Annotated in this window: 16 protein-coding genes and 1 pseudogene; 11 read left to right on the top strand and 6 right to left on the bottom strand. The window is 63.5% G+C overall.

Going from position 1 to position 21814, the window contains the following annotated elements; all coding sequences use genetic code 11:
- Nucleotides 1-537: 537 nt before the first annotated feature.
- From AC1RMD_RS19675 to AC1RMD_RS19660, 4 genes are all read right to left on the bottom strand, one after another.
- Nucleotides 538-1401 (bottom strand): outer envelope protein, encoded by an 864-nt coding sequence (locus AC1RMD_RS19675; RefSeq protein WP_492928515.1) that lies wholly within the window; start codon nt 1399-1401, stop codon nt 538-540.
- Between the two features lie 87 nt (nt 1402-1488).
- Nucleotides 1489-2790 carry an NCS2 family permease gene (locus AC1RMD_RS19670; protein WP_332851887.1) on the bottom strand — a complete coding sequence of 434 codons (1302 nt, stop codon included), beginning with the start codon at nt 2788-2790 and terminating at the stop codon, nt 1489-1491.
- Between the two features lie 189 nt (nt 2791-2979).
- Nucleotides 2980-4605 (bottom strand): HAL/PAL/TAL family ammonia-lyase, encoded by a 1626-nt coding sequence (locus AC1RMD_RS19665; protein ID WP_492928512.1) that lies wholly within the window; start codon nt 4603-4605, stop codon nt 2980-2982.
- 14 nt (nt 4606-4619) lie between these two features.
- Nucleotides 4620-5858, bottom strand: a complete 1239-nt coding sequence (locus AC1RMD_RS19660) for a urate hydroxylase PuuD (protein WP_492928509.1) — start codon at nt 5856-5858, stop codon at nt 4620-4622.
- A gap of 223 nt (nt 5859-6081) precedes the next feature.
- On the opposite strand from AC1RMD_RS19660, the gene AC1RMD_RS19655 reads away from it, so the two are divergent.
- From AC1RMD_RS19655 to AC1RMD_RS19615, 9 genes and pseudogenes are all read left to right on the top strand, one after another.
- Nucleotides 6082-7020: a LysR family transcriptional regulator gene (locus tag AC1RMD_RS19655; protein WP_026334574.1), complete on the top strand. Its 939-nt coding sequence runs from the start codon at nt 6082-6084 to the stop codon at nt 7018-7020.
- Between the two features lie 154 nt (nt 7021-7174).
- Nucleotides 7175-8929, top strand: a complete 1755-nt coding sequence (locus tag AC1RMD_RS19650) for an allantoate amidohydrolase (protein ID WP_492928506.1) — start codon at nt 7175-7177, stop codon at nt 8927-8929.
- 27 nt (nt 8930-8956) lie between these two features.
- On the top strand, nt 8957-10465 hold the full coding sequence (gene xdhA / locus AC1RMD_RS19645; protein ID WP_492928535.1) for a xanthine dehydrogenase small subunit: 1509 nt from the start codon (nt 8957-8959) through the stop codon (nt 10463-10465).
- Nucleotides 10462-12831: a xanthine dehydrogenase molybdopterin binding subunit gene (xdhB, locus tag AC1RMD_RS19640; protein WP_492928504.1), complete on the top strand. Its 2370-nt coding sequence runs from the start codon at nt 10462-10464 to the stop codon at nt 12829-12831. The genes xdhA and xdhB overlap by 4 nt, the downstream gene beginning before the upstream one ends.
- A gap of 2 nt (nt 12832-12833) precedes the next feature.
- Entirely contained in the window at nt 12834-13934 is a 1101-nt protein-coding gene (gene xdhC, locus AC1RMD_RS19635; protein WP_492928502.1) for a xanthine dehydrogenase accessory protein XdhC, read from the top strand.
- 228 nt (nt 13935-14162) lie between these two features.
- Nucleotides 14163-15485, top strand: coding sequence for a guanine deaminase (gene guaD, locus AC1RMD_RS19630; protein ID WP_492928500.1), 1323 nt, complete (start codon nt 14163-14165; stop codon nt 15483-15485).
- 4 nt (nt 15486-15489) lie between these two features.
- Nucleotides 15490-15985: pseudogene (locus AC1RMD_RS19625) on the top strand (class II aldolase/adducin family protein).
- An 11-nt stretch (nt 15986-15996) separates the two neighbouring features.
- A complete protein-coding gene (locus AC1RMD_RS19620; protein ID WP_492928498.1) occupies nt 15997-16185 on the top strand; it encodes a 4-oxalocrotonate tautomerase in 189 nt (62 codons plus the stop codon).
- Nucleotides 16186-16234: 49 nt separating this feature from the next.
- Nucleotides 16235-16972: a substrate-binding periplasmic protein gene (locus AC1RMD_RS19615; protein WP_492928496.1), complete on the top strand. Its 738-nt coding sequence runs from the start codon at nt 16235-16237 to the stop codon at nt 16970-16972.
- Here the strand turns inward: AC1RMD_RS19615 and AC1RMD_RS19610 are convergent.
- Nucleotides 16969-17925, bottom strand: a complete 957-nt coding sequence (locus tag AC1RMD_RS19610; protein WP_492928494.1) for an NAD-dependent epimerase/dehydratase family protein — start codon at nt 17923-17925, stop codon at nt 16969-16971. The genes AC1RMD_RS19615 and AC1RMD_RS19610 overlap by 4 nt on opposite strands.
- A 99-nt stretch (nt 17926-18024) precedes the next feature.
- On the opposite strand from AC1RMD_RS19610, the gene AC1RMD_RS19605 reads away from it, so the two are divergent.
- Both AC1RMD_RS19605 and AC1RMD_RS19600 read left to right on the top strand, forming a co-directional pair.
- The gene (locus tag AC1RMD_RS19605; protein WP_492928492.1) at nt 18025-18945 is read left to right on the top strand and encodes a LysR family transcriptional regulator; all 921 of its coding nucleotides are present in this window, start codon (nt 18025-18027) and stop codon (nt 18943-18945) included.
- A 29-nt stretch (nt 18946-18974) separates the two neighbouring features.
- The gene (locus AC1RMD_RS19600) at nt 18975-20987 is read left to right on the top strand and encodes a peptidase U32 family protein (RefSeq protein WP_492928489.1); all 2013 of its coding nucleotides are present in this window, start codon (nt 18975-18977) and stop codon (nt 20985-20987) included.
- Here the strand turns inward: AC1RMD_RS19600 and AC1RMD_RS19595 are convergent.
- Nucleotides 20903-21808, bottom strand: a complete 906-nt coding sequence (locus tag AC1RMD_RS19595) for an urea transporter (protein ID WP_492928533.1) — start codon at nt 21806-21808, stop codon at nt 20903-20905. The genes AC1RMD_RS19600 and AC1RMD_RS19595 overlap by 85 nt on opposite strands.
- Nucleotides 21809-21814: the final 6 nt, after the last annotated feature.

Genomic DNA, 21814 nt, shown 5'->3' with positions numbered 1-21814 from the left:
CCATTTTTGAGCTCCTTCAAAAATGGGTGGGGAAAATTCAATTCCCACAGGTGGGGATTATTGGGTTCCCACTGACAGCGTTGTTCAGTGTTCCGGCCTTCGGTCAGGTTCTCGTCGGCTCGCCGCCTTGGCCTCGACCTACTATGCCATCTGCTGACTTCTGCACACGCATCCCGACATCTCTCAATGTCGGTAGCACCGAGGCACACATGCAGATCTCCCCGGGTATGGCGCACCCACCTTCACGCTTATGCCCGTCGGATATACGCCGCAGCCTTCCGTGCAAGTATTGGACTTTGGCGGTATATGACACATCATCCGGCTGCGTCGCCTCGTATCCGCTTCCTGTTCGTCAGGCCAGCGCTTTGCCTTCGGCTTCCTCCAGATTCGCGGTCGCCCTCGACACCCTTGCCGTTCAGCTAACTCTTCCCCTCGCCGGGCGAGTAGAGGACTTTCACCTCCAAGTGAGTGCGCCCTGCCGGGCGCACATAGAAAAGCAGCCTCACGGCTGCCTCTCGGTAGTTCGACTGCGGATGCTTAGAAGTGATACTCCGCCCGTATCATCGGCGTCTTGGCCACATAGCCCTGGCCGCCGGTGGTGGCCGAGGTGTTGCCGAACTTGTTGCGCCAGTACTGATACTCGACGCCGACGCGGAAAGTGTTCTTCGCGTGGCCCATCGCGGCGCCCGCGTCAAACATCAGCTGCATGTCGATATTGGTCTCGGCGCCGGTATCGTTGCCCACTTCGTCCTTGCCCTTGGCCGCGATAAAGTTCGCAAAGCCCTCGAAGGCCCACAGCGAACCCAGCGGGATGCCCCAGTCCGACGACAGCATCGCATGCGTCTTGTAGGTATAGCGACCAGTGACGGTGGAGATCGGCGGGAAGGCGCCGCTCGGCGCGTTGCTCTCGTTGAGCAGCAACAGGCTGGTGTTGAAGTGCCCGGCCGGCACGTTCCACATAAAAGTCGGTCCCACCACGAACATGCGCTTGCGCGAGTTGTAGCCGACGTCGTTCTTGGTGTTGAGGTCGAAACCGGCGGTGATGCCCAGGCCGCGCACCGGGCCGAACTTGTATTCCTTGCCGGTCACCTTGCTCAGGTCGACCGTGTTGCGGTACAGGATGTAGGCTTCGTTGGCGCCGGACTTCTGCGTCAGCGAGGCCGGATCGCTTTTGTCCGACACCAGGAAGTCGGCGTTGAAGAAGTTGGTCCCGTACTTGTAGCCGCTGACGTGGGTCAGCGCCAGGATGTTCTTGGAAATGTCTTTCGGGTTGAACGGCTCGCGATAGTCGTTACCGTAGCGCCAGCTGACGGCGGTGTCGCTCCAGTCGGCGGCGTAGGCCGATCCGGCCAGGCTCAAAAAGGCGATGCACAGCAGTTGTGGAATTTGTCTCGTTTTCATTTTAGTTTTCCATATTTTGGGACGTGACTGTCCCCGCCGGCGCCGTGAGGGCGCGCCGGTGGGGAGGCAGTCGTTGGGGTTAGTTCCTCAGCCTGCGCCGAGGTAGACGAACTTGAAGGTGAACACGCAAGCGATCGCCCAGATCACTGGACGCACTTCGCGCACACGGCCGGTCAACAGCTTCAGCACCGCATAGGAGATGAAGCCGAACGCCACGCCAAGCGCGATCGAGTACGTGAACGGCATGGTCAGCGCCGCGATGGCGGCTGGCACGCTTTCGGTGGTGTCGGACCAGTCGATGTCGACCAGTTCGCGCAGCATGAGACAGGAAACATAGAGCAGCGCAGGCGCCGTGGCGTAGCTGGGCACCACGCCGGCCAATGGCGAGATGAACAGGCAGGCCAGGAACAGCACGCCGACGGCGACGGCGGTCAGGCCGGTGCGGCCGCCCGCTTGCACGCCGGCGGCGCTTTCGATGTAGGCGGTGGTGCTGGAGGTGCCCAGCAGCGAACCGGTGACGATGGCGGTGCTGTCGGCCAGCAGCGCCTTGTTCAGGCGTTCCATCTTGCCGTTGACCAGCAGGCCGGCGCGGTTGGCCACGCCCATCAGCGTGCCGGTGGCGTCGAACAGTTCGACCAGGAAGAACACCAGCACCACGTTCAGCAGGCCGACCGAGAGCGCGCCCATCAGGTCCAGCTTGAACAGGGTTGGCGCCAGCGAAGGCGGCATGTCGACGATGCCGTTGAAGGTGTTCCCAGCCAGGAAGAAGCTCAACACCGTCACGACCAGGATGCCGATCAGGATCGCGCCCTTGACCTTCAAGCGGTCCAGCGCAACGATGATGAAGAAGCCAACGATGGCCAGCAAGGTCGGCGCCTTGTGCAGGTCGCCCACGCGCACCAGCGTCTCCGGGCTGCTGACGACGATGCCGGCGCTTTTCAGCGAGATCAGGCCGAGGAACAAGCCGATGCCGACGGTGATGGCGGTGCGGATCGAATGCGGAATGCCGTTGACGATCATCTCCCGCAATTTGAAGATGCTGACAAACAGGAACAGGCAACCGGAAATGAAGACCGCGCCCAGCGCCATCTCCCAAGGCATGCCCATGCCCTTGACGACCACATAGGCGAAGTAGGCGTTCAACCCCATGCCCGGCGCCATGGCAATCGGATAGTTTGCGTACAGGCCCATAATCAAACAGCCCAGGGCGGCCGCGATACAGGTGGCGACGAACACGGCGCCCTTGGGCATGCCGGCGTCACCGAGGATGGAGGGGTTGACGAAGATGATGTAAGCCATCGTCAGGAACGTGGTCAGACCCGCCACCAGCTCGGTGCGCACATCGGTCCCATTCTCTTTCAGCTTGAAGAATTTTTCTAAAATTAACATAACGTCTCCGTGTTCTATTTTTAACTACTTATTGGTCATTCGCCGACTAAACATGGGAACAATCGACCTAGACCTTATCTCAGGGGCCACCGTGCGGAATCGCTGCGGTGGCATACCTGCTATCTGTTATGACCTATAACAGCCGGAGCGCGCCGCATTTGAATGCGGCGTAGCCCCGTCTTAACTCTCCTAAACGAACTCGCCGATTTTCGAGATAACGGCCTTGCGCACCGAGCCGCTCACGATGAAGGAGCGCGCCACTTCAAGGTCGTTGTGCAGCCAGCGGTCGCCGTCGAGGCAGGCCGGGATCTGCGCGCGCACCGATTCGTAGGCCGCCTGCGTGCCTTTGCCGAGCACAAAACCGGGCAGCAGATTTTCTGTCATCGTCAGCGCCTGGGAGGCCAATAACATTTCTACGCCGACAATGTACTGTGTGTTCGACACCACAGTTGCGGCCTTGCGCGCGCACCAGGTGGAGTTGGACACGTGGTCTTCGCTGTTGCCTTTGGCCGGAATCGAGTCCACGCTGCCCGGCATGCACAGCGTGCGGTTCTCCATCACCAGGGAGCTGAGCGAGCATTGCATCACCGGGTAGCCGGTGTTCACGCCGCGCACGCCGGACATCAGGTTGCGCGGCAGGCCCCACGACAACGTAGGATCGATCAGGCGCGCGACGCGGCGCTCGACGATGCTGCCCAGGTCCGCGACAGCCATCGCCAGCAGGTCCATCGCCTGCGCCAGGTATTGGCCGTGGAAGTTACCGCCGGAGATGATCTCGAAGCCGCCGCCGTCCTTGCCGAAGATGAGCGGGTTGTCGGTGGCGGAGTTCACTTCCTTGTCGAGGATGGTGTCGATGTAGTCCAGCGCATCGAACACCGGGCCGTAGACCTGCGGCGCGCAACGCAGCGAGTACACGTCCTGGATGCGGGCGGTGTACGGGATGTCGGTACGGCGCAGCTCTTCCGGGAACTGCACGGCGCGCGCTTCGTGCGTGGTGCGGGTGGAACCGTCCAGCAGGTCGCGGATGATGGCGGCGGTCTTGATCTGGCCCGCGTGCGGGCGCGCTTCGTGGATGCGCGGATCGAAGGCCGACATCTCGGCGCGCATCGCTTCCAGCGTCAGGCCCAGCGACAGGCAGGCATCGGACAGCATGTTGCGCGCATCGGAGGCGGCCAACAGCGCCACCGCCAGCGAGACGGTGCAGCCGTTGATCAGCGCCGATGCGTCCTTGGCCTTCAGCTCGAACACGACCGGGCCGACGTTGGAGGCGCGGATCGCATCCGGAGCCGACATGCGCTGGCCCTTGTACATCACTTCCGCTTCGTCAAAGCCGGCGATGGCGGCCGCCAGGTAGGCCAGCGGAGCCAGGTCGCCCGAGGCGCCGACGGAGCCCTTCTGCGGCATGATCGGGTGGATGCCGGCATTGACGAAGGCCAGCAAACGGTCGACCACTTCCACGCGCGGCGCGGAGTAGTTGCTGGCGAAGGCATTGGCGCGCAACAGCATGGTGGCGCGGCTGACTTCCTCGGAGAACGGCTCGCCCATGCCGCAGGCGTGGGCCTTGATCAGCTGCGTCTGGAACAGGACGATGTCCTGCACCTTGACGCGGGTGTCCTTCAGCATGCCGACGCCGGTGTTAAAGCTGTACATCATCGGCGCTTCGTCGTGCATCCAGGTCGACTCGATGTAGTCGCGGCTTTCCTTCAACGCGGCGCGCGATGATGCGGCCAGGTTCACTTCGATGGCGTGGTCGCGGGCGACGGCGACGACTTGCGCTGCGGTCAGGTTGAAACCATTGATGGTGGTAGTAGTCATGATCTGTCTTCTTATCAGTTGGCGCCGGCGGCGAACCACGCACCGAGTTCGGAGCGTTCTTCTGGCGTGATGTTGGTCATATTCCCGATCGGCATAGCCTTCAGCACCACGGCCTGCTGGTTGATCTTGGCCGCGTTCTGGTGGATCAGCTCAGGCGTGTGCAGCATGATGCCGCCAGGCGCCGTGGCAAAGCCGGGCTGTGTAGGCTGGGCCGCGTGGCAGCTGGCGCAGCGCTGGCTGACGATCGCCTGCACCCGGTTGAAGTCCGGCGCCGCCACGCTGGCGTGGGCCGCACCGGCGGCATCGCCGGCGATGGCTGGCGCAGGAGCCGCCACAGGACGAGGTGCGATCCCCACGGCAACCGCCGCCAGGATCGCGACACCGGCCGCAGGGAACTGCCATGCGGTCTTGCCGTGATGGCGCAGGTTGAAGAAGTGGCGAATCAACACGCCGGCGGCGATGATTGCACCCAGCAGCGCCCAGCTGTAGGCATGGCTGTAGGTCATCGCATAGTGGTTGCTGATCATGATCAGCAACACCGGCAGCGTGAAGTAGTTATTGTGGACGGAACGCTGCTTGGCCTTCTTGCCGTGGATAGGATCGGGCGATTTACCCTGCTCCATCGCTTCCACCAGCTTGCGCTGGCCAGGAATGATCAGCATCAGCACATTCCCGACCATCATGGTGCCGATCATGGCGCCAACGTGGATGTAGGCGGCGCGGCCGCTCAGGAACTTGGTCAGCACATAGGCCATCGCGACGATGAACACGAACATGATGATGCCCAGCAGGCCATCCTTCTGGCCCAGCGGCGAGCGGCACAGCGTGTCGTAGAACAGCCAGCCCACCAGCAGCGAGCCGAGGCCCACGCCGATCGCCTGCAATTGCGTCAGGTCGGCGACCGAGCGGTCGATCATCATCGCCGAGGCGTTGAAGTAGTAGACGATGAACAGCAGCGAAAAGCCCGAGATCCAGGTCGCGTAGGCTTCCCATTTAAACCAGTGCAGGTCCGACGGCAGTTCGGCCGGCGACACCAGGTATTTTTGCGGATTGTAAAAACCGCCACCATGCACGGCCCACAATTCCCCGGACACGCCCTTCTTGGCCAGGTCGGAACCCGGCTTCGGTGGTCGTATGCTGTTGTCGAGCCAGACGAAGTAGAAGGATGCGCCGATCCACGCGATCCCCGTGATGAGATGCAGCCAGCGCACCAATAGATTGAGCCAGTCCACGCCGTAAGCGAGCAATTCCATGTTGTCCCCAATGATTGGATTAAGCTCGTCTGCCACCGCGGGCGCTCCAGACGATTGGGATGATTTCCCTTTTGGCCGCGAACTGTTGAAAGCTCCGCTGCGACCGATTGAAAACCGTACGCAGAACACGCACAGTCTGGGACGAACGATAAAACTAATTCTGGCTTTTCGTATGGCAGTAGCCGTATATTAAAAATAGGCTCACCGTTATAGATAGACCATCATGGCACAACTTCCCGACCACTTAGACCTGCACCTTATACGCATTCTGTACATGCTCCTCTGCGAAAAAAACGTTTCCCGCGTAGCGATGAAACTGGATCAAACGCAGCCCTCCATCTCGGCCTCGCTGCAAAAACTGCGCGAGCTCACAGGCGATCCGCTGCTGGTGCGCGGCGGCCGCGGCATGGTGCCGACCCAGCACGGCGAGAGTCTGAAGGCGCCCGCCAAACGCATCCTCGACGAGGTGGGACAGCTGTTCCTGCACAAGACGCCGTTCGCCTCCAAGGAGGAAGGCCGCACCTTCCGCATCGGCGCGCCGGACTACCTCGATATTCAATTTTTACCCAACGTTGTGGCGCGCCTGCGACGCGAATCGCCCAAGAGCCGCGTCATCATCCACAGCCTGGGCGCCGAAGTGGACGCGATCCGCATGCTGTCCGACGGCGAACTCGATCTGCTGATCGGTAACTGGGAGCAGCCGCCGGAGCACCTGCACCTGTCGCGCCTCTTCGAAGACCCGATCATCTGCGCCATGCGCGCCGACGCGCCCTATGCCAAGCGCACCGATTCCAACGACATGACGCTGGACGACTATCTGAGCCTGCCCCACGTGGCGCCCTCGCCCACACTGCCCGGCTTCCACGGGGTGATCGATTCCTTCCTGGCGCAGCAGGGCTACCAGCGCAACGTGGTGGTGGAATCGGCGTATTTCAGCCTGATTCCCTACATGCTGACGCAGACCGACATGGTGCTCACCACCGGGCGCCAGTACCTGCGCTTCTACGAGCGCAACCTCCCGATCAAGACCTTCACGGTGCCGGTGCGCTTCCCGACGATGCGCTTCTACCAGCTGTGGCACGAGCGCGTGCACCAGGCGCCGGAGCACAAGTGGCTGCGCGACCAGGTCACGCAAGCCGCGCAAGCCCTCACCGCCAAATAAGCGGCCACTGAGCTGCCGTGGGCGTGGCACGCCCGCAACACTCTCCATAAGCCCGGGCTGAATGCGGTTATGGCTCCGGGCGTATATAACAGCCTCCCACGCCATATATCATTCCTCATATACCAAGAGGAGACGGGCCACCGCCTGCACAACAATGACAATCACACTAGATCACCTGAACCGCTGCGTCGCCGAAGAATTCACCCAGCTGCTGCATGGCCTGTACGAACACTCGCCGTGGATCCCGGAGCGCGCCGCCGCGCAGCGCCCATTCTCCACCCTCTCCGCACTGAAGCAGGCCTTGCAAGGCGTGGTGCAGAAAGCCACCGAAGCCGAACAACTGGGCCTGGTGCGCGCCCACCCGGAGCTGGCTGGCAAAGCGGCGCTGGCCGGCGAACTGACCGCCGAATCGACCGGTGAACAGGCGCAGGCCGGCCTGACCCACTGCTCCGCCGACGAACTGGCGACGTTGCACAAGCTGAACGCCGACTACAACGCCAAATTCGGTTTCCCCTTCATCCTCGCCGTCAAAGGCCCGACCGGCAACGGCCTGACGCGCCACGAGATCACCGCCGCATTCAGCCGCCGCCTGCGCTCGCAGCGCGACGACGAGCTGGCCGAATGCCTGCGCCAGATCGGCCGCATCGCCGAGATGCGCCTGAACGTGCTGCTACAGGTGGAACTGCAGTTCGGCCCAACCATCATGCAGTGGGCGGAAACCATCGGCGCCTGGAGCGACGATGCCGACAACCTCACCTGCGCCTACATGACCGACGCTCACCGCAAAACCGCCACCCAGTTGGCGACGTGGATGAAGGAAGCAGGCATGGAAGTGTCGGTCGACCCGGTCGGCAACGTCGTCGGCCGCTACAAGTCGGACCAGCCGGGCGCCAAGGCGCTGCTGACCGGCTCCCACTACGACACCGTGCGCAACGGCGGCAAGTACGACGGCCGCGAAGGAATCCTGCTGCCGATCGCCGTGGTCAAGCACCTCAATGAACGCGGCGAGCGCCTGCCGTTCGACCTGGAGATCATCGGCTTCTCGGAAGAAGAAGGCGTGCGCTATCAAAGCACCTTCCTCGGTTCCAACGCCGTCATCGGCCAGTTCGACATGGCGCTGCTGGAAAAGGCCGACGCGCAAGGCATCACCATGCGCGATGCACTGACCGCCGCCGGCCACGATGTCAGCAAGATCGCTTCGGTAGCCCGCAAGCCGGAAGACGTGCTGGCCTTCGTCGAAGTCCACATCGAGCAAGGCCCGGTATTGCTGGGCAAAGGCCTGCCGACCGGCGTCGTCACCTCGATCGCGGGCAGCTGCCGGTTCCAGGTCGAGCTGACCGGCCTGGCCAGCCACGCCGGCACCACGCCGATGATCATGCGTAAAGACGCCGCCGCAGCCGCAGCGGAAATCGTGCTGTACGTCGAAGACCGCTGCGGGCGTGAACGCTCGCTGGTCGGCACCGTCGGGCAGCTGCACGTGCCGGATGGCTCGGTCAACGTAATCCCTGGCGCCTGCAAGCTGTCACTGGACATCCGCGCCGCAGACGACGCTACCCGCGACGCCGCCGTCACCGACATCCTCAATCAAGCGGAAGCCGTGTGCGCGCGCCGCCAGATCGGGCTCAAAGTCATCAAGATCATGCAGGCGCCAGCCGCTCCATGCGCCCCATGGCTTGTCAAACAATTCGCCGCCGCCACCGAGCGCGCCGGCGTTGAAGTATTCGAACTGCCGTCCGGCGCCGGCCACGACGCCATGGCGCTGGCCCGCATGACCGATGTCGCCATGCTATTCACGCGTTGCGGCAACGGCGGCATCAGCCACAACCCGCTCGAAACCATGACCGCCGACGACGCCGAAGTATCGGCCCAGATCTTCCTGGACTTCCTGCGCCAGTTCAAAACCAAGTAATTGCGGAGCACAATCATGTCCAAACCCGTGTCTGAACCTATTCGATTCTTCTATCGCGGCGAAGTGCACAACGTCGCAGACGGCGCACCAACCCGCACCCTGCTCCAGCACCTGCGCGAAGACCTGCACTGCACCGGCACCAAGGAAGGCTGCGCCGAAGGCGATTGCGGCGCCTGCACCGTGGTCGTCGCGGAATTGCAGCCCGACGGCGAAGTCGCCATGAAGTCGGTCAACTCCTGCATCCAGTTCGTGCCCACGCTGGACGGCAAGGCCGTCTTCACCATCGAAGACCTGAAGCAAGCCGACGGCAATATGCACCCGGTGCAGGAAGCGCTGGTCGAATGCCACGGATCGCAGTGCGGATTCTGCACGCCGGGCTTCGCCATGTCGCTGTGGAGCCTCTACTTGAAGCAGGACGAAGCGAGAGCTTCGTCCGGACAGACCACGCCGCCATGCCGCAAGACCGTGGACGAAACCCTGTCCGGTAATCTGTGCCGCTGCACCGGCTACCGTCCCATCATCGATGCCGCGCGCCGCATGGGCGAGCTGCCTCCCGTCAGCTTCGACCGCGAGGCGCTGAAAACCTCGCTGCAAACCATCCAGCGAACCGAAATGTACAGCTACACCCACGACGGCCAGACCTTCCACGCCCCGCGCACGCTGGCCGAACTGGCCGCCCTGCGCGCAGAAAAACCCACCGCCACCATCGTCGCCGGCTCGACCGACGTCGGCCTGTGGGTGACCAAGCAAATGCGCAACCTCGGCGACATGATCTACGTGCGCCAGGTGCAGGAGCTGTACCGCATGGTGGAGGAAGACGGCATGCTGTATATCGGCGCCGCCGTCTCCCTCAACGACGCCTACGAGGCGGTTTGCAAGCACTACAAGGAAGAGCTGCACGAAATGTGGCAGCGCTTCGCATCGCAACCGATCCGCAACACCGGCACCCTGGGCGGCAGCGTCGCCAACGGTTCGCCGATCGGCGACTCGGCGCCGTGGATGATCGCGCTGGGCGCGGAAATCGTCATCCGCAGCGATAAAGGCCAGCGCTCCATGCTGCTGGAGAAGTTCTACCTCGATTACATGAAGAAGGACTGGCAGCCGGGCGAGTTCGTGGAAGCCGTACGCATTCCACTACCGCGCAAGGACATCCACTTCCGCACCTACAAGCTGGCCAAGCGCTACGACCAGGACATCTCCGCCGTCTGCGCCGCCTTCGCCTTCACGCTGAAGGACGGCGTGGTCAGCGACGCCCACATCGCCTACGGCGGCATGGCCGCGACTTCGCGCCGCGCAGCGCTGGCCGAAGCTGCCGTCAACGGCAAGCGCTGGGACGAGGCCACGCTGAAGCTGGCGATAGCCGAACTGGCCAAGGACTACACGCCGCTGAGCGACATGCGCGCCACCGCCGGCTACCGCATGAAGACTGCGCAAAACCTGCTGCGTCGCTATTGGCTGGAGACCAATCCGGACTCCGCCCAGCCGCTGCAATCGATCAACGCCTATCACTACGCAGAGGGAGTCGCCGCAGCATGAACAGCAAATCCGAAGCATTCCTGACGCAACCCGCCGTTCCCGGCGTCCCGATGGCGTGGGCCGAAGTCGGCCAGTCGCACCCGCACGAATCGGCGGTGCTGCACGTCCTCGGCGAGGCCACCTACACCGACGATATCCCTGAAGTCGCCGGCACGCTGCACGCCGCGCTGGGCATCTCGGCCAAGGCGCACGCCAATATCCTTTCGATGAACTTCGACGCCGTCAAAGCCATGCCAGGCGTGGTGGCCGTGTACACGCACAAGGACATCCCCGGCACCAACGACTGCGGTCCCATCATCCACGACGATCCGATCCTGTCGGAAGGCCTGGTCGAATACGTCGGCCAGCCCATCTTCATCGTGGTGGCGAATTCGCACGACAACGCCCGCCGCGCCGTCAAGAAGGCCGTCATCGAGTACCAGGAACTGCCAGCCATCCTGACGCCGCAAGCCGCGCGCGACGCCAAATCGTTCGTCGTGCCGCCGATGCACCTGGCGCGCGGCGATGCACGGGCCGCGTTCGAGCGCTCCAAGCATCGCTTGAAGGGTGAGCTGCATGTCGGCGGCCAGGAACAGTTCTACCTGGAAGGCCAGATCTCCTACGCCATTCCGAAGGAAGGCAAGGGAATGCTGATCTACTGTTCGACCCAGCATCCTACCGAGATGCAGCACGTGGTCGCGCATGCCCTGCACCGTCATTCGCACGACATCGTCGTCGAGTGCCGTCGCATGGGAGGTGGCTTCGGCGGCAAGGAATCGCAGTCCGCGCTGTGGGCCGCATGCGCCGCCATCTCGGCCGCGCACCTGCGCCGCCCGGTCAAGCTGCGCGCCGACCGCGACGACGACATGATGGTCACCGGTAAGCGCCACTGCTTCTACTACGAGTACGAAATGGGCTATGGCGACGACGGCCGCATCGTCGCCGCCAAGGTTGAGATGGTGTCCCGTGCCGGCTTCTCGGCCGACCTGTCGGCGCCGGTCGCCACGCGCGCCGTCTGCCACTTCGACAACGCCTACTACCTGGGCGACGTCGACATCCGCGCCATGGCCGGCAAGACCAACACCCAATCGAATACCGCCTTCCGCGGTTTCGGCGGCCCGCAAGGCGCCATCGCCATCGAATACATCGTTGACGAAATCGCCCGCAATCTCGGCATGGATTCGCTCGACGTCCGCAAGATCAATTTCTACGGCCGCAATGACGAAGAAGGCCGCAACGTCACCCAGTACAACCAGAAAGTGGTCGACAACGTCATCCACGACCTGGTCGCGCAGCTGGAAACCGAAAGCGATTACCGCAAGCGCCGCGAAGACATCAACGCCTTCAACGCAAACAGCAAAGTGCTGAAACGCGGCCTGGCGCTCACGCCGGTCAAGTTTGGCATCGCTTTCAACGTCACGCACTTCAACCAGGCCGGCGCGCTGGTTCACATCTACACGGACGGCTCGGTGCTGGTCAACCACGGCGGCACCGAAATGGGCCAGGGTATCAACACCAAGGTTTGCCAGGTGGTAGCGCATGAACTGGGCATCGACCTCGCCATGGTGCGCGCCACCGCCACCGACACCAGCAAGGTCGCCAACACCTCGGCCACCGCCGCATCGACCGGCGCGGACTTGAACGGCAAGGCGGCGCAGGACGCGGCCAACACCATCCGCAAACGTCTGGCCGAATTCGCGGCAAAACGCCACGACGGCGATCCCGCCACGGTGCGCTTCGAGGCCAACTTCGTCCACGTCGGCGAACATACGATCCCGTTCGCGGAGCTGGTGCAGAAGGCCTACATGGCGCGCATCCAGCTGTGGTCCGACGGTTTCTACGCCACGCCTGGCCTGCACTGGGATCCGAAGACCATGAGCGGCAATCCGTTCTCGTACTACGCTTACGGCGCCTCGGTGTCGGAAGTGGTGGTCGACACGCTGACCGGCGAATGGAAGCTGCTGAAGGCCGACGCGCTGTACGACGCCGGCAATTCGCTGAACCCGGCCATCGATGTCGGCCAGGTTGAAGGCGCCTTCATACAGGGCATGGGTTGGTTGACCACCGAAGAGTTGTGGTGGAACCCTGCCGGCAAGTTGATGACGCACGCGCCATCCACCTACAAGATCCCCGGCGTGTCGGACTGCCCGGAGAACTTCAGCGTGCGCCTGTTCAAGAACCGTAACGTCATGGACAGTATCCACCGCTCGAAAGCGGTCGGCGAACCCCCGTTGCTGCTGCCGTTCTCGGTATTCCTGGCGATCCGCGACGCCTGCTCCAGCGTCGGCGATCATCGTTTCAACCCACCGCTGCGCGCTCCCGCAACCAGCGAAGCCATCCTCAACGCGATCAGCGCGGTGCAGGATGCGGTGGAAGCGGCAAATTAATCATGACCATGCCTTTCAATCTCAACGCGCTGACGGCGGCGGCCAGCAAGGCGGTGCCGCGCGTGCTGGTCACGGTGGCGCAGGTCGCCGGCTCCGCGCCGCGCGAGCCCGGCGCCAAGATGCTGATCACCCAGTATCACGCCTTTGACACCATCGGCGGCGGCCACCTCGAAATGGTCGCCACCGACATCGCCCGTGAAATGCTGGCCATGCCGGCCGGTGACTTGCGCGCCGAACGGCGGCTGGAACGCTTCCCGCTCGGCCCAAGCCTGGGCCAATGCTGCGGTGGCGTAGTCCACCTGGCGTTCGAGCGCATCATGCCGGAAGCCGGAGAGCATTTCGGCTCGCTGGCACGCCGTTGGCGCGATGGCCAGGACAGCTGGCGCATGGTGCCGCTGGATTGCATCGAACCGGCCACCATCTATGACGCCACCGGCGTCCATCTGTGCGGCCCCGGTCCGACGTCGCTAGCGCGTCCGGGTCCCGGCATCGACTGCAAGGTGCGTATCGACGATCACGGCAAGCGCTGGCTGATCGACTCCTGCCTGCCTTATCGTCCACGCCTGTATCTGTTCGGCGCCGGCCACGTGGGCGCCGCCATCGTACGCGCCTTGTCCGAGCTGCCGTGCCAGGTGGTGTGGATCGATGAGCGCGACGACATGTTCCCGTCGGTGCTGCCGGCCAACGTGCGCGTCGAAGCGACCGATACGCCGGAAGCGGTGGTGGAAGAAGCGCCGGCCGGCGCCTCCTTCCTGGTGCTGACGCACAGCCATGCGCTGGACCAGCAGTTGTCGGAACACATACTGCGCCGTACCGACTTCACGTGGTTCGGCCTGATCGGCTCCAAGACCAAGCGCGTGTCCTTCGAACGCCGTTTGCAGGAACGCGGCATTCCGGCCGCGCGCATGGCCGACATGACCTGCCCTATCGGCCTGCCCGGCATCCAGGACAAGGCGCCGGCGGTGATCGCCGTCTCGGTGGCCGCGCAACTGATGCAGGTGTGGGAAGCCGCCGCACTGGCCGTACCGGTGGAAATCGGTGCTAAAATGGGCGCATCTGCTCAAACCGTATTATCGGAAACGCAAACCACATGCACCAACTGATGTTCTTCCAACTGCCTGCAAGCCAGGCGCACTCACTCTCCGGCAGCGCCGGGGCGGGAGCGCGTCATCGCACTCTATTGACCTAGCCGCCGCGCTAGCAGTACCCCAACGCATACAGATCCGGCGTGGCGCCAAGCGCCCGCCTTCATCGCCGACGACCATGTCAGTCGCGTCGCGCACTCGCGCGCGTCAACTGGCGTCCGCAACACGGAACAAGGAACGAATATCATGTCAAGCATCAGCACCCAAAGCGGCACCTTCCAGGCCTATCGCGCCAGCCTTCTGCACTTCAGCGACGACCCGGCATTCGCGCCCAACGCCTGCTCCTGGCACGAAGACGGCCTGTTGATCATCAACGACGGCAAGGTTCACCTGGCCGGCGACTTCAGTCAGCTGATCGCCTTCCTGCCGCAAGGTACGCCGCTGCACGACTATCGCGGCAAGATCATCATGCCCGGCTTTATCGACACCCACGTGCACTACCCGCAGACGGACATGATCGCCTCGCCGGCGCCAGGCCTGCTGCCGTGGCTGGAAAAGTACACCTTCCCGACCGAGCGCAAATTCTCCGATCCCGAACACGCTGCCAACGTCGCCAGCTTCTTCCTCGATGAGCTGACCCGCTGCGGCACCACCACCGCCATGGTCTACTGCACCGTGCATCCGCAATCGGTGGACGCCTTCTTCACCGAAAGCGAAAAGCGCAACCTGCGCATGGTCGCCGGTAAGGTGCTGATGGACCGTAACTGTCCGGACTTCCTGCAAGACACCGCCGAAAGCGGCGCGCGCGAAAGCGAAGCGCTGATCAAGAAGTGGCACAAGCGTGGCCGCCAGCTGTACGCGATCACCCCGCGCTTCGCGCCGACCTCCACCGAAGAGCAGCTGGAACTGGCCGGCGCCCTGGCCAAAGCCTACCCGGACACCTTCCTGCAAACCCACGTGGCCGAGAACACCGACGAAGTGGCTTGGGTCAAATCGCTGTTCCCTAGCGCCCGCAGCTACATGGACGTCTACGACCATTTCGGCATGATGCGCCCACGCTCGATGTACGCGCACTGCATCTGGCTGGACGATGCCGACCGCGCGCGCATGGGCGAAACGCAGTCCGCCATCTCGATCTGCCCTACTTCCAACCTGTTCCTGGGCAGCGGCCTGTTCGACTTCGAGCGCGCCGACGCGAAGCGCGTACCGCTGTCGCTGGCCACCGACGTCGGCGGCGGCACCTCGTTCTCGATGCTGCAGACGATGAACGAAGCCTACAAGGTGGCCCGCATGGGCGGCACCTACCTGCAAGCGATGCGCATGTTCTACCTCGCCACACTGGGCGGCGCGCGCGCCATGCAACTGGAAGGCACGATCGGCAACTTCGTGCCGGGCGCGGAAGCGGACTTCATCGTGCTCGATCCGAAAGCCACGCCGCTGCTGGCGCGCCGCACGGAGCGCACCGACTCGATCGAGGAACTGCTGTTCGCCATCGCCATGCTCGGCGACGACCGCTCGATCTTCGCCACCTACGCCGCCGGCAAGGTGGTACACCAGCGCCAGGACTGAGCGGATGAATCCAAGCGAATGGCAGGCACGCGTCGATCTCGCCGCGTGTTATCACCTGTGCGCGCTGAACGGCTGGGATGACGTGATCTACACCCACATCTCGGCCGCCGTACCGGGCGAAGCGGAGCACTACCTCATCAATCCTTTCGGGCTGCGCTTCGACGAAGTGTGCGCATCGAACCTGGTGAAGGTGGACCGCGACGGCAACCCGGTCGACGCCGCGCAGTACGACATCAACCGTCCAGGCTTCGCACTGCACGCGGCGGTGCATGGCGCTCGCCACGATGTCGCCTGCGTCATGCATCTGCATAACGTGAACGGCATCGCGGTCGGCGCGCAAAGCGAGGGACTGCTGCCGCGGTCGGCGCCACGTTCCGCCACACGAGATCTGCCTTAAGGCGCATCAGGAACTGCTGGGCGACGGCACGCCGGACGGCAAACTGGAATGGCCCGCGCTGCTGCGCAAACTGGACAAACTCAGTCCCAACTATCGCTCCTGAAGGGAACCACTATGCCAACTATCAATGTACAACTGTTCGAAGGCCGCACGCCCGAGCAGAAGCGCGCATTTGTCAAAGCCGTCACCGAGGTCACTGTTCAAACACTGGGCGCGACGGCGGAATCGGTCGACATTATCATCCAGGAGTGCAAGCGCGAGAACTGGGCGACGGCGGGCAAGCTGTGGTCTGATCAGGAGTAATCGGTTACGATACAGCCAGCGCAATCGGCGCTGAACAATGTATAGCATCATGGAACGAAGAACTTTACTCAGCCTCGCCGCGGCACTGAGCTGCGGCACAGGTATTGCGCGGGCCGCACCAGGCAAGGAGCTGCGGGTCGTCACGACCCACTTGCCGCCGCTGGTCATGGAAAACGATGACCAGCATCCGGGTGCCCTGCGTGAACTGTTGAGTGAACTGTGCAAGCGAGTACAAATGTCCCTCAAGCTGGAATTCGTTCCGTGGAAGCGCGCCTTGTTCCTGGCCACTTCGATGCCCGAGACGGCGATCTTCCCGGTCACGCGCCTGCTGGACCGGGAGACCAAATTCCGCTGGCTGGCGCCGCTGTATGAGGAGCACTACATGTTCCTGGCGGCCCGCAACGGCAAGTTCGACATCCAGCACCCGGAAGACATGACGGCTCGTCGCATCACCCTGCTGCGCGGCGCGGCACAGGCGGCGATTTTGCAGGAACTCGGCTACCGGAACATCATCGAAGCCAATTCGATCGAAGAAGTGCACCGCTATCTGCTCAAGGGAATGGCCGATGCGGCGTTCGGCGAACAGCACATCATCCAGAGTTCACTCAAGAGCAGGGCCGCGCAAAACGACTTTCATCTGAGCCCGCCGGTACGCACCACCACCGCATGGCTGGCCGGTTCGCTGGACTTTGACGACGCCACCGTCCAGCTATTCCAGCATGCGAAGGCCGCCATGGATGCCGACGGCACCACCCGCCGCATCCTGGGCAAGTACAACCTGGCTTAAAGACTCCCCAGGCCAGCGAGCGTCCGATGCACCGCGACGTCCAGCGGCGTGCGTGGTTCGGCGCCGAGCAATTGCACCAGGCGCTTGTTGGACATGTGGACCGGCTGCTGCCACAGATAGCGCATCTCGCGCAGTTCCCGGAACACCGCCACGAACGGCGAGGCCAATGCCAGCAGCCACCATGGGAAGGCGCTGACCTTCAGCTCCGGCCTGCGGGCCGCGCGGGCGATTGCGGCGACCATCTGGGTACCGTCGGCATCCCAGTGTCCCTCCATCTGGAAGCGTGCAAAGGTATCCAATTGCTCTTCCTTCTCGACCAGCCGCACCATGGTCTCGGCGACGTCCGGCAGATAGGCCCACTGGTGGCCGATGCCCGCGCTGCCCGGGTAGCTGATGGCGGTCAGCGGCTTGCCTGGCTTGACCAGTCCTTGGGCGAACCAGCTGTTGCCGGTCCTGGGCCCGAAGAAGTCCCCGGCCCGCACGATCAGCGTACGCACGCCGTCGACGGCCGCCGCTTGCAGCCGCGCTTCCAGCTCGACGCGGATCGCGCCTTTGCGGGTGACCGGCTGCTGCGGCGATTCCTCGTCGATGATCGGAAACGCGTCCGGACCATAGTTGTACACGGTCCCCGGCAGCAGGATGCGGGCGCCGCTGGCGCGGGCGGCGGCGATGCTGTTGTCTATCATCGGCAGCACAAGCTGGCCCCAGTTGCGGTATCCGGGCGGATTGACCGCGTGAACGATGAGCTGAACGCCTTCCGCTGCCGCCAAAACGTCCTCGCGCACCATCGCGTCGCCCTGCAGCCACTGCATGCCGTCGTCACGCCGAGCCGCCGCCTGTGGCGCGCGGTGCAGCGCCCTCACTCGCCAGCCGCGCGCCACCAGCAGCCGCGCCACCTCGCCACCCACGCCGCCGGTTGCGCCCAACACCAATGCCGTCTTTTCCTGTTCCATGCTGTTTCTCCGCTTGATTGAAGTTCGATGGAGGAAGTGTGACGCAGGTCGAGCTAAAAGAAAATTACCCAAAGCTGCATAGCCGTTATACTATTTTGCATGACTGCCACCGAACCAAACTGGGATCTATACCGTTCTTTCCTGTCCGTTCTGAAGGAAGGCTCATTGTCGGGCGCCGCCCGGACGCTGGCGTTGACCCAGCCGACCATCGGCCGCCATATCGATGCGCTGGAGCAGGCGCTTGGGCTGGCGTTGTTCACTCGCTCCCAAACGGGTTTCATTCCGACCGAGGCGGCCTATGAACTGCAACCGTATGCGGCGACGCTGGCCGCCACCTCGTCGGCCCTGCTGCGCGCCGCCTCCAGCATGGGCCGCGACGGCGAGCATGACATCCACGGCACGGTGCGAATCACGGCCAGTGAAGTCGTCAGCGTCGAGGTGCTGCCGCCACTTCTGGCCAAGCTGTCGCGCAGCCATCCGCGCATCCACGTCGAACTGGCCGTCTCGAACAAGCTGGAAAACCTGCTGCGGCGCGACGCCGACATCGCGGTGCGCATGACCAAGCCCGAACATGATGCCTTGATCGCCCGCCGCATCGGTAATATCGAGCTGGGATTCTACGCCCACCGCAGCTACCTGAAACGGCGCGGCACGCCCGTTAAATGGGAAGAACTGGCCGGCCACACGCTGATCGGCGTCGATAGCGAAACCGCCTACACCCGCGCCATGCGTACCAGGTTCAACGCCCCGCCGCACGAAGCGCATCAGCTCCGCTGCGACAGCGACGTGGTCCAGCTGGCGGCAATCCGCGCCGGTGTCGGCATCGGCATTTGCCAGGCCGCGCTGGCCCAGGCCCACGGTTCGCTGGTCAGGGTTCTTCCCGACCAGCTATCCATCCAGCTCGACACCTGGCTCGCGATGCACGAGAACCTCCGCAACAACCCCGCCTGCAGCGCCGTCTTCAGCGCCCTGGCCGTCGGATTGTCAGCCTATGTCGAGTCCCAGGGAGGCCTGCTATAATTTCCGGCGTCGATAGTCAGGAATCCACCATGTCACTGCTAGATCACCAACTCGAACTGCTGGCGCCAGCCAAAACCGCCGAGATAGGCCGCGAAGCCATATTGCATGGGGCCGACGCCGTGTACATCGGCGGGCCGGCTTTTGGCGCGCGCCACAACGCCAGCAACACCATTGAAGAAATCTCCGCCCTGGTGGATTTCGCGCACCGCTACCGCTCGCGCATCTTCGTCACGCTCAACACCATCCTGCATGACTCCGAGCTCGATGCGGCGCGCAAGCAGATCTGGCAGCTGTACAACGCCGGCGTCGACGCGCTGATCGTGCAGGACATGGGCCTGCTCGAAATGGACCTTCCACCCATCCAGCTGCACGCCAGCACCCAGTGCGACATCCGCACCATGGAAAAGGCGCGCTTCCTGGGCGCGGTCGGTTTTTCCCAGCTGGTGCTGGCGCGCGAACTGACCATCGAACAAATCCGCACGATCCGCGCGCAAGTCGACACGCCACTGGAATACTTCATCCACGGCGCTCTTTGCGTGGCCTACTCGGGCCAGTGCTATATCTCGCACGCCGATACGGGCCGCAGCGCCAACCGCGGCGACTGTTCTCAAGCCTGCCGCCTGCCGTACACGCTCAGCGATGGCCAGGGCCGCGTGGTGGCCTACGAAAAGCACCTGCTGTCGATGAAAGACAATGACCAGAGCCGCAACCTGGAAGCGCTGGTGGGCGCGGGTATCCGCTCCTTCAAGATCGAGGGGCGCTACAAGGATATGGGCTACGTAAAGAACATCACCGCCCACTACCGGCTTCTGCTGGACGAGATCATGGAGCGCCGCACCGAATTCACCCGCGCGGCGAGCGGCCACACCCGCATCCTGTTCACGCCGGACGTGGACAAGACCTTCCACCGCGGCCACACCGACTACTTCGCCAACGGCCGCATGGAGGAAATCGGCGCCTTCGATTCGCCCAAGTACGTGGGTATTGAGCTGGGCGTGGTCGACCGCCTCGGCCTGGACTACTTCGACATCGTCACCAATGCGCCGATGGCCAATGGCGATGGCCTGAATTACATGCTCAAGCGCGAAACAGTCGGTATCCAGGCCAACCGCGCCCAGAAGCTGGACGACGTCGACGACGGCCAGCTGTGGCGCGTATTCCCGAATGAGGACATGCGCGCGCTGACCGGCCTCAAACCCGGCACCACGGTGCTGCGCAACCGCGATCACCAGTGGGAGGCGACCCTGCAGAAGAAATCGTCCGAGCGCAAGGTGTCGCTGCAATTGGAACTGAGCGAGCACGCCCACGGCCTGCGCCTGTCGCTACGGGACGAGGATGGCATCTGCAGTAGCACCGACGCCACCCTGGCGCTGGAGCCGGCGCAGCAAGCGGCGCAGGCCGACGCCTCGCTGCGCGCCCACCTGGGCAAGTTGGGCAGCACGATGTTCGAAGCAGACGGCATCGAGTTGAAGCTTTCGCAGCCATGGTTCGTGCCGGCCGGCGTCATTAACGGCCTGCGCCGCGACGCCATCGCAGCGCATGAGGCGACGCGGCTGGCGGCCTGGGAACGCCCGGCGCGCAAGAAGCCTGCGCAGCCCCGTGCCGTTTATCCGGACACGCAGCTGAGCTATCTGGCCAATGTCTACAACGAGAAGGCGCGCGCCTTCTATCACAACCACGGCGTGCAGCTGATCGCAGCCGCCTATGAATCGCACGAGGAAGCGGGCGAAGTGCCGCTGATGATCACCAAGCACTGCCTGCGCTTCTCGTTCAACCTCTGCCCCAAGCAAGCCAAGGGCGTACAAGGCGTTCAGGGTCAGGTACGCGCAGAGCCAATGACGCTGGTGAGCGGCGACGAGACCTACACCCTGCGCTTCGATTGCAAACCCTGCGAGATGCACGTGGTCGGCGCCATGAAGCCAGGCATCCTGAACTCACCGCCGCCGTCGAACGTCGCCTACTCTCCACTGACCTTCCATCGCCAACGCCCGCGCACCGGCAACAGCAGCCAGGTCGCCAGCACGAACGGGGCGGTAAAGTAAGACAGGCCGGCAGCGCCCAGCGCGACGCACAGCAGGATGCTCAACGCTGGCCCCAGCAGGCGCTGGGACCGGGAGCGTTCGAAGGTAGCCAGTGCCAGCGCGGTCAATGCGCTGTTGATGCCCATACCGGTGGCCTGGCTGCTGACGATGGACCAGTTCAGCATCCATTCGGCACTGCTCGCGACACACCAGGCCAGAACGGCGCCATACAGCATCCACATGGCCAGCCGCCAGCGGTGGCGGGCCAGCGCGGCCCATACCAACATGCCGATTGCGGCCGGACCGATGAAGCTGACCTGGCCCAGCGTGCAAAACACGAAGCTTGTTTGAGCCAGGCTGCAGGGTGCGCCGGCGACTTGCGCTGTCGATCGTAAACCCAGCAGCGGTGCGCAGGTATAGGTCAGCCACATCACGGCCACGAACAGGGAGGTCAGCACAGGGATGCCGCCGCGTTGTGCGGCGCGACTGAGCAAGGAGGTCAACACGGCAATGAGGGCAATCCATGCGACCAGCGCGGAACTGAACTGGTAGCCGGCGCACAAGCCAGCCCCGCTCAACGCGGCGTTGAAGCTGTACAGGCCCTGGCGGCGGTCTTCATCGGGGAAAGCCAGAGCCCAGGCCGTCGCCGACGCGACACAGGCGCCCACCAGGCAGCCCAGCGCCAACACCGGCTGGGTCAGATACAGGCAAAGCAGGACGACTGTGCCGAAGATCGGCGAGGACTGCAAATAGATCTGCGCGACGGCGCTCAACTGGCCCCGGAGCGCGAGTGGAACGCCGACGCGCCAGGCCGGACTCCGGCCGGGCGACTCATAAAACATCAATAC

It is taken from the genome of Duganella sp. GW822-FHT06D06 (genome assembly GCF_058799615.1).
This window is presented reverse-complemented; position numbering and strand designations above follow the sequence as displayed.

What these genes read in the sequence shown, in the direction of transcription:
- xdhB (WP_492928504.1), top strand. Translation starts at nt 10,462, where the DNA reads ATGAACAGCAAATCCGAAGCATTCCTGACGCAACCCGCCGTTCCCGGC.
- AC1RMD_RS19665 (WP_492928512.1), bottom strand. Translation starts at nt 4,605, where the DNA reads ATGACTACTACCACCATCAATGGTTTCAACCTGACCGCAGCGCAAGTC.
- AC1RMD_RS19610 (WP_492928494.1), bottom strand. Translation starts at nt 17,925, where the DNA reads ATGGAACAGGAAAAGACGGCATTGGTGTTGGGCGCAACCGGCGGCGTG.
- AC1RMD_RS19615 (WP_492928496.1), top strand. Translation starts at nt 16,235, where the DNA reads ATGGAACGAAGAACTTTACTCAGCCTCGCCGCGGCACTGAGCTGCGGC.
- AC1RMD_RS19620 (WP_492928498.1), top strand. Translation starts at nt 15,997, where the DNA reads ATGCCAACTATCAATGTACAACTGTTCGAAGGCCGCACGCCCGAGCAG.
- AC1RMD_RS19675 (WP_492928515.1), bottom strand. Translation starts at nt 1,401, where the DNA reads ATGAAAACGAGACAAATTCCACAACTGCTGTGCATCGCCTTTTTGAGC.
- AC1RMD_RS19600 (WP_492928489.1), top strand. Translation starts at nt 18,975, where the DNA reads ATGTCACTGCTAGATCACCAACTCGAACTGCTGGCGCCAGCCAAAACC.
- AC1RMD_RS19605 (WP_492928492.1), top strand. Translation starts at nt 18,025, where the DNA reads ATGACTGCCACCGAACCAAACTGGGATCTATACCGTTCTTTCCTGTCC.
- xdhC (WP_492928502.1), top strand. Translation starts at nt 12,834, where the DNA reads ATGACCATGCCTTTCAATCTCAACGCGCTGACGGCGGCGGCCAGCAAG.
- AC1RMD_RS19670 (WP_332851887.1), bottom strand. Translation starts at nt 2,790, where the DNA reads ATGTTAATTTTAGAAAAATTCTTCAAGCTGAAAGAGAATGGGACCGAT.
- guaD (WP_492928500.1), top strand. Translation starts at nt 14,163, where the DNA reads ATGTCAAGCATCAGCACCCAAAGCGGCACCTTCCAGGCCTATCGCGCC.
- AC1RMD_RS19595 (WP_492928533.1), bottom strand. Translation starts at nt 21,808, where the DNA reads ATGTTTTATGAGTCGCCCGGCCGGAGTCCGGCCTGGCGCGTCGGCGTT.
- AC1RMD_RS19655 (WP_026334574.1), top strand. Translation starts at nt 6,082, where the DNA reads ATGGCACAACTTCCCGACCACTTAGACCTGCACCTTATACGCATTCTG.
- AC1RMD_RS19650 (WP_492928506.1), top strand. Translation starts at nt 7,175, where the DNA reads ATGACAATCACACTAGATCACCTGAACCGCTGCGTCGCCGAAGAATTC.
- AC1RMD_RS19660 (WP_492928509.1), bottom strand. Translation starts at nt 5,858, where the DNA reads ATGGAATTGCTCGCTTACGGCGTGGACTGGCTCAATCTATTGGTGCGC.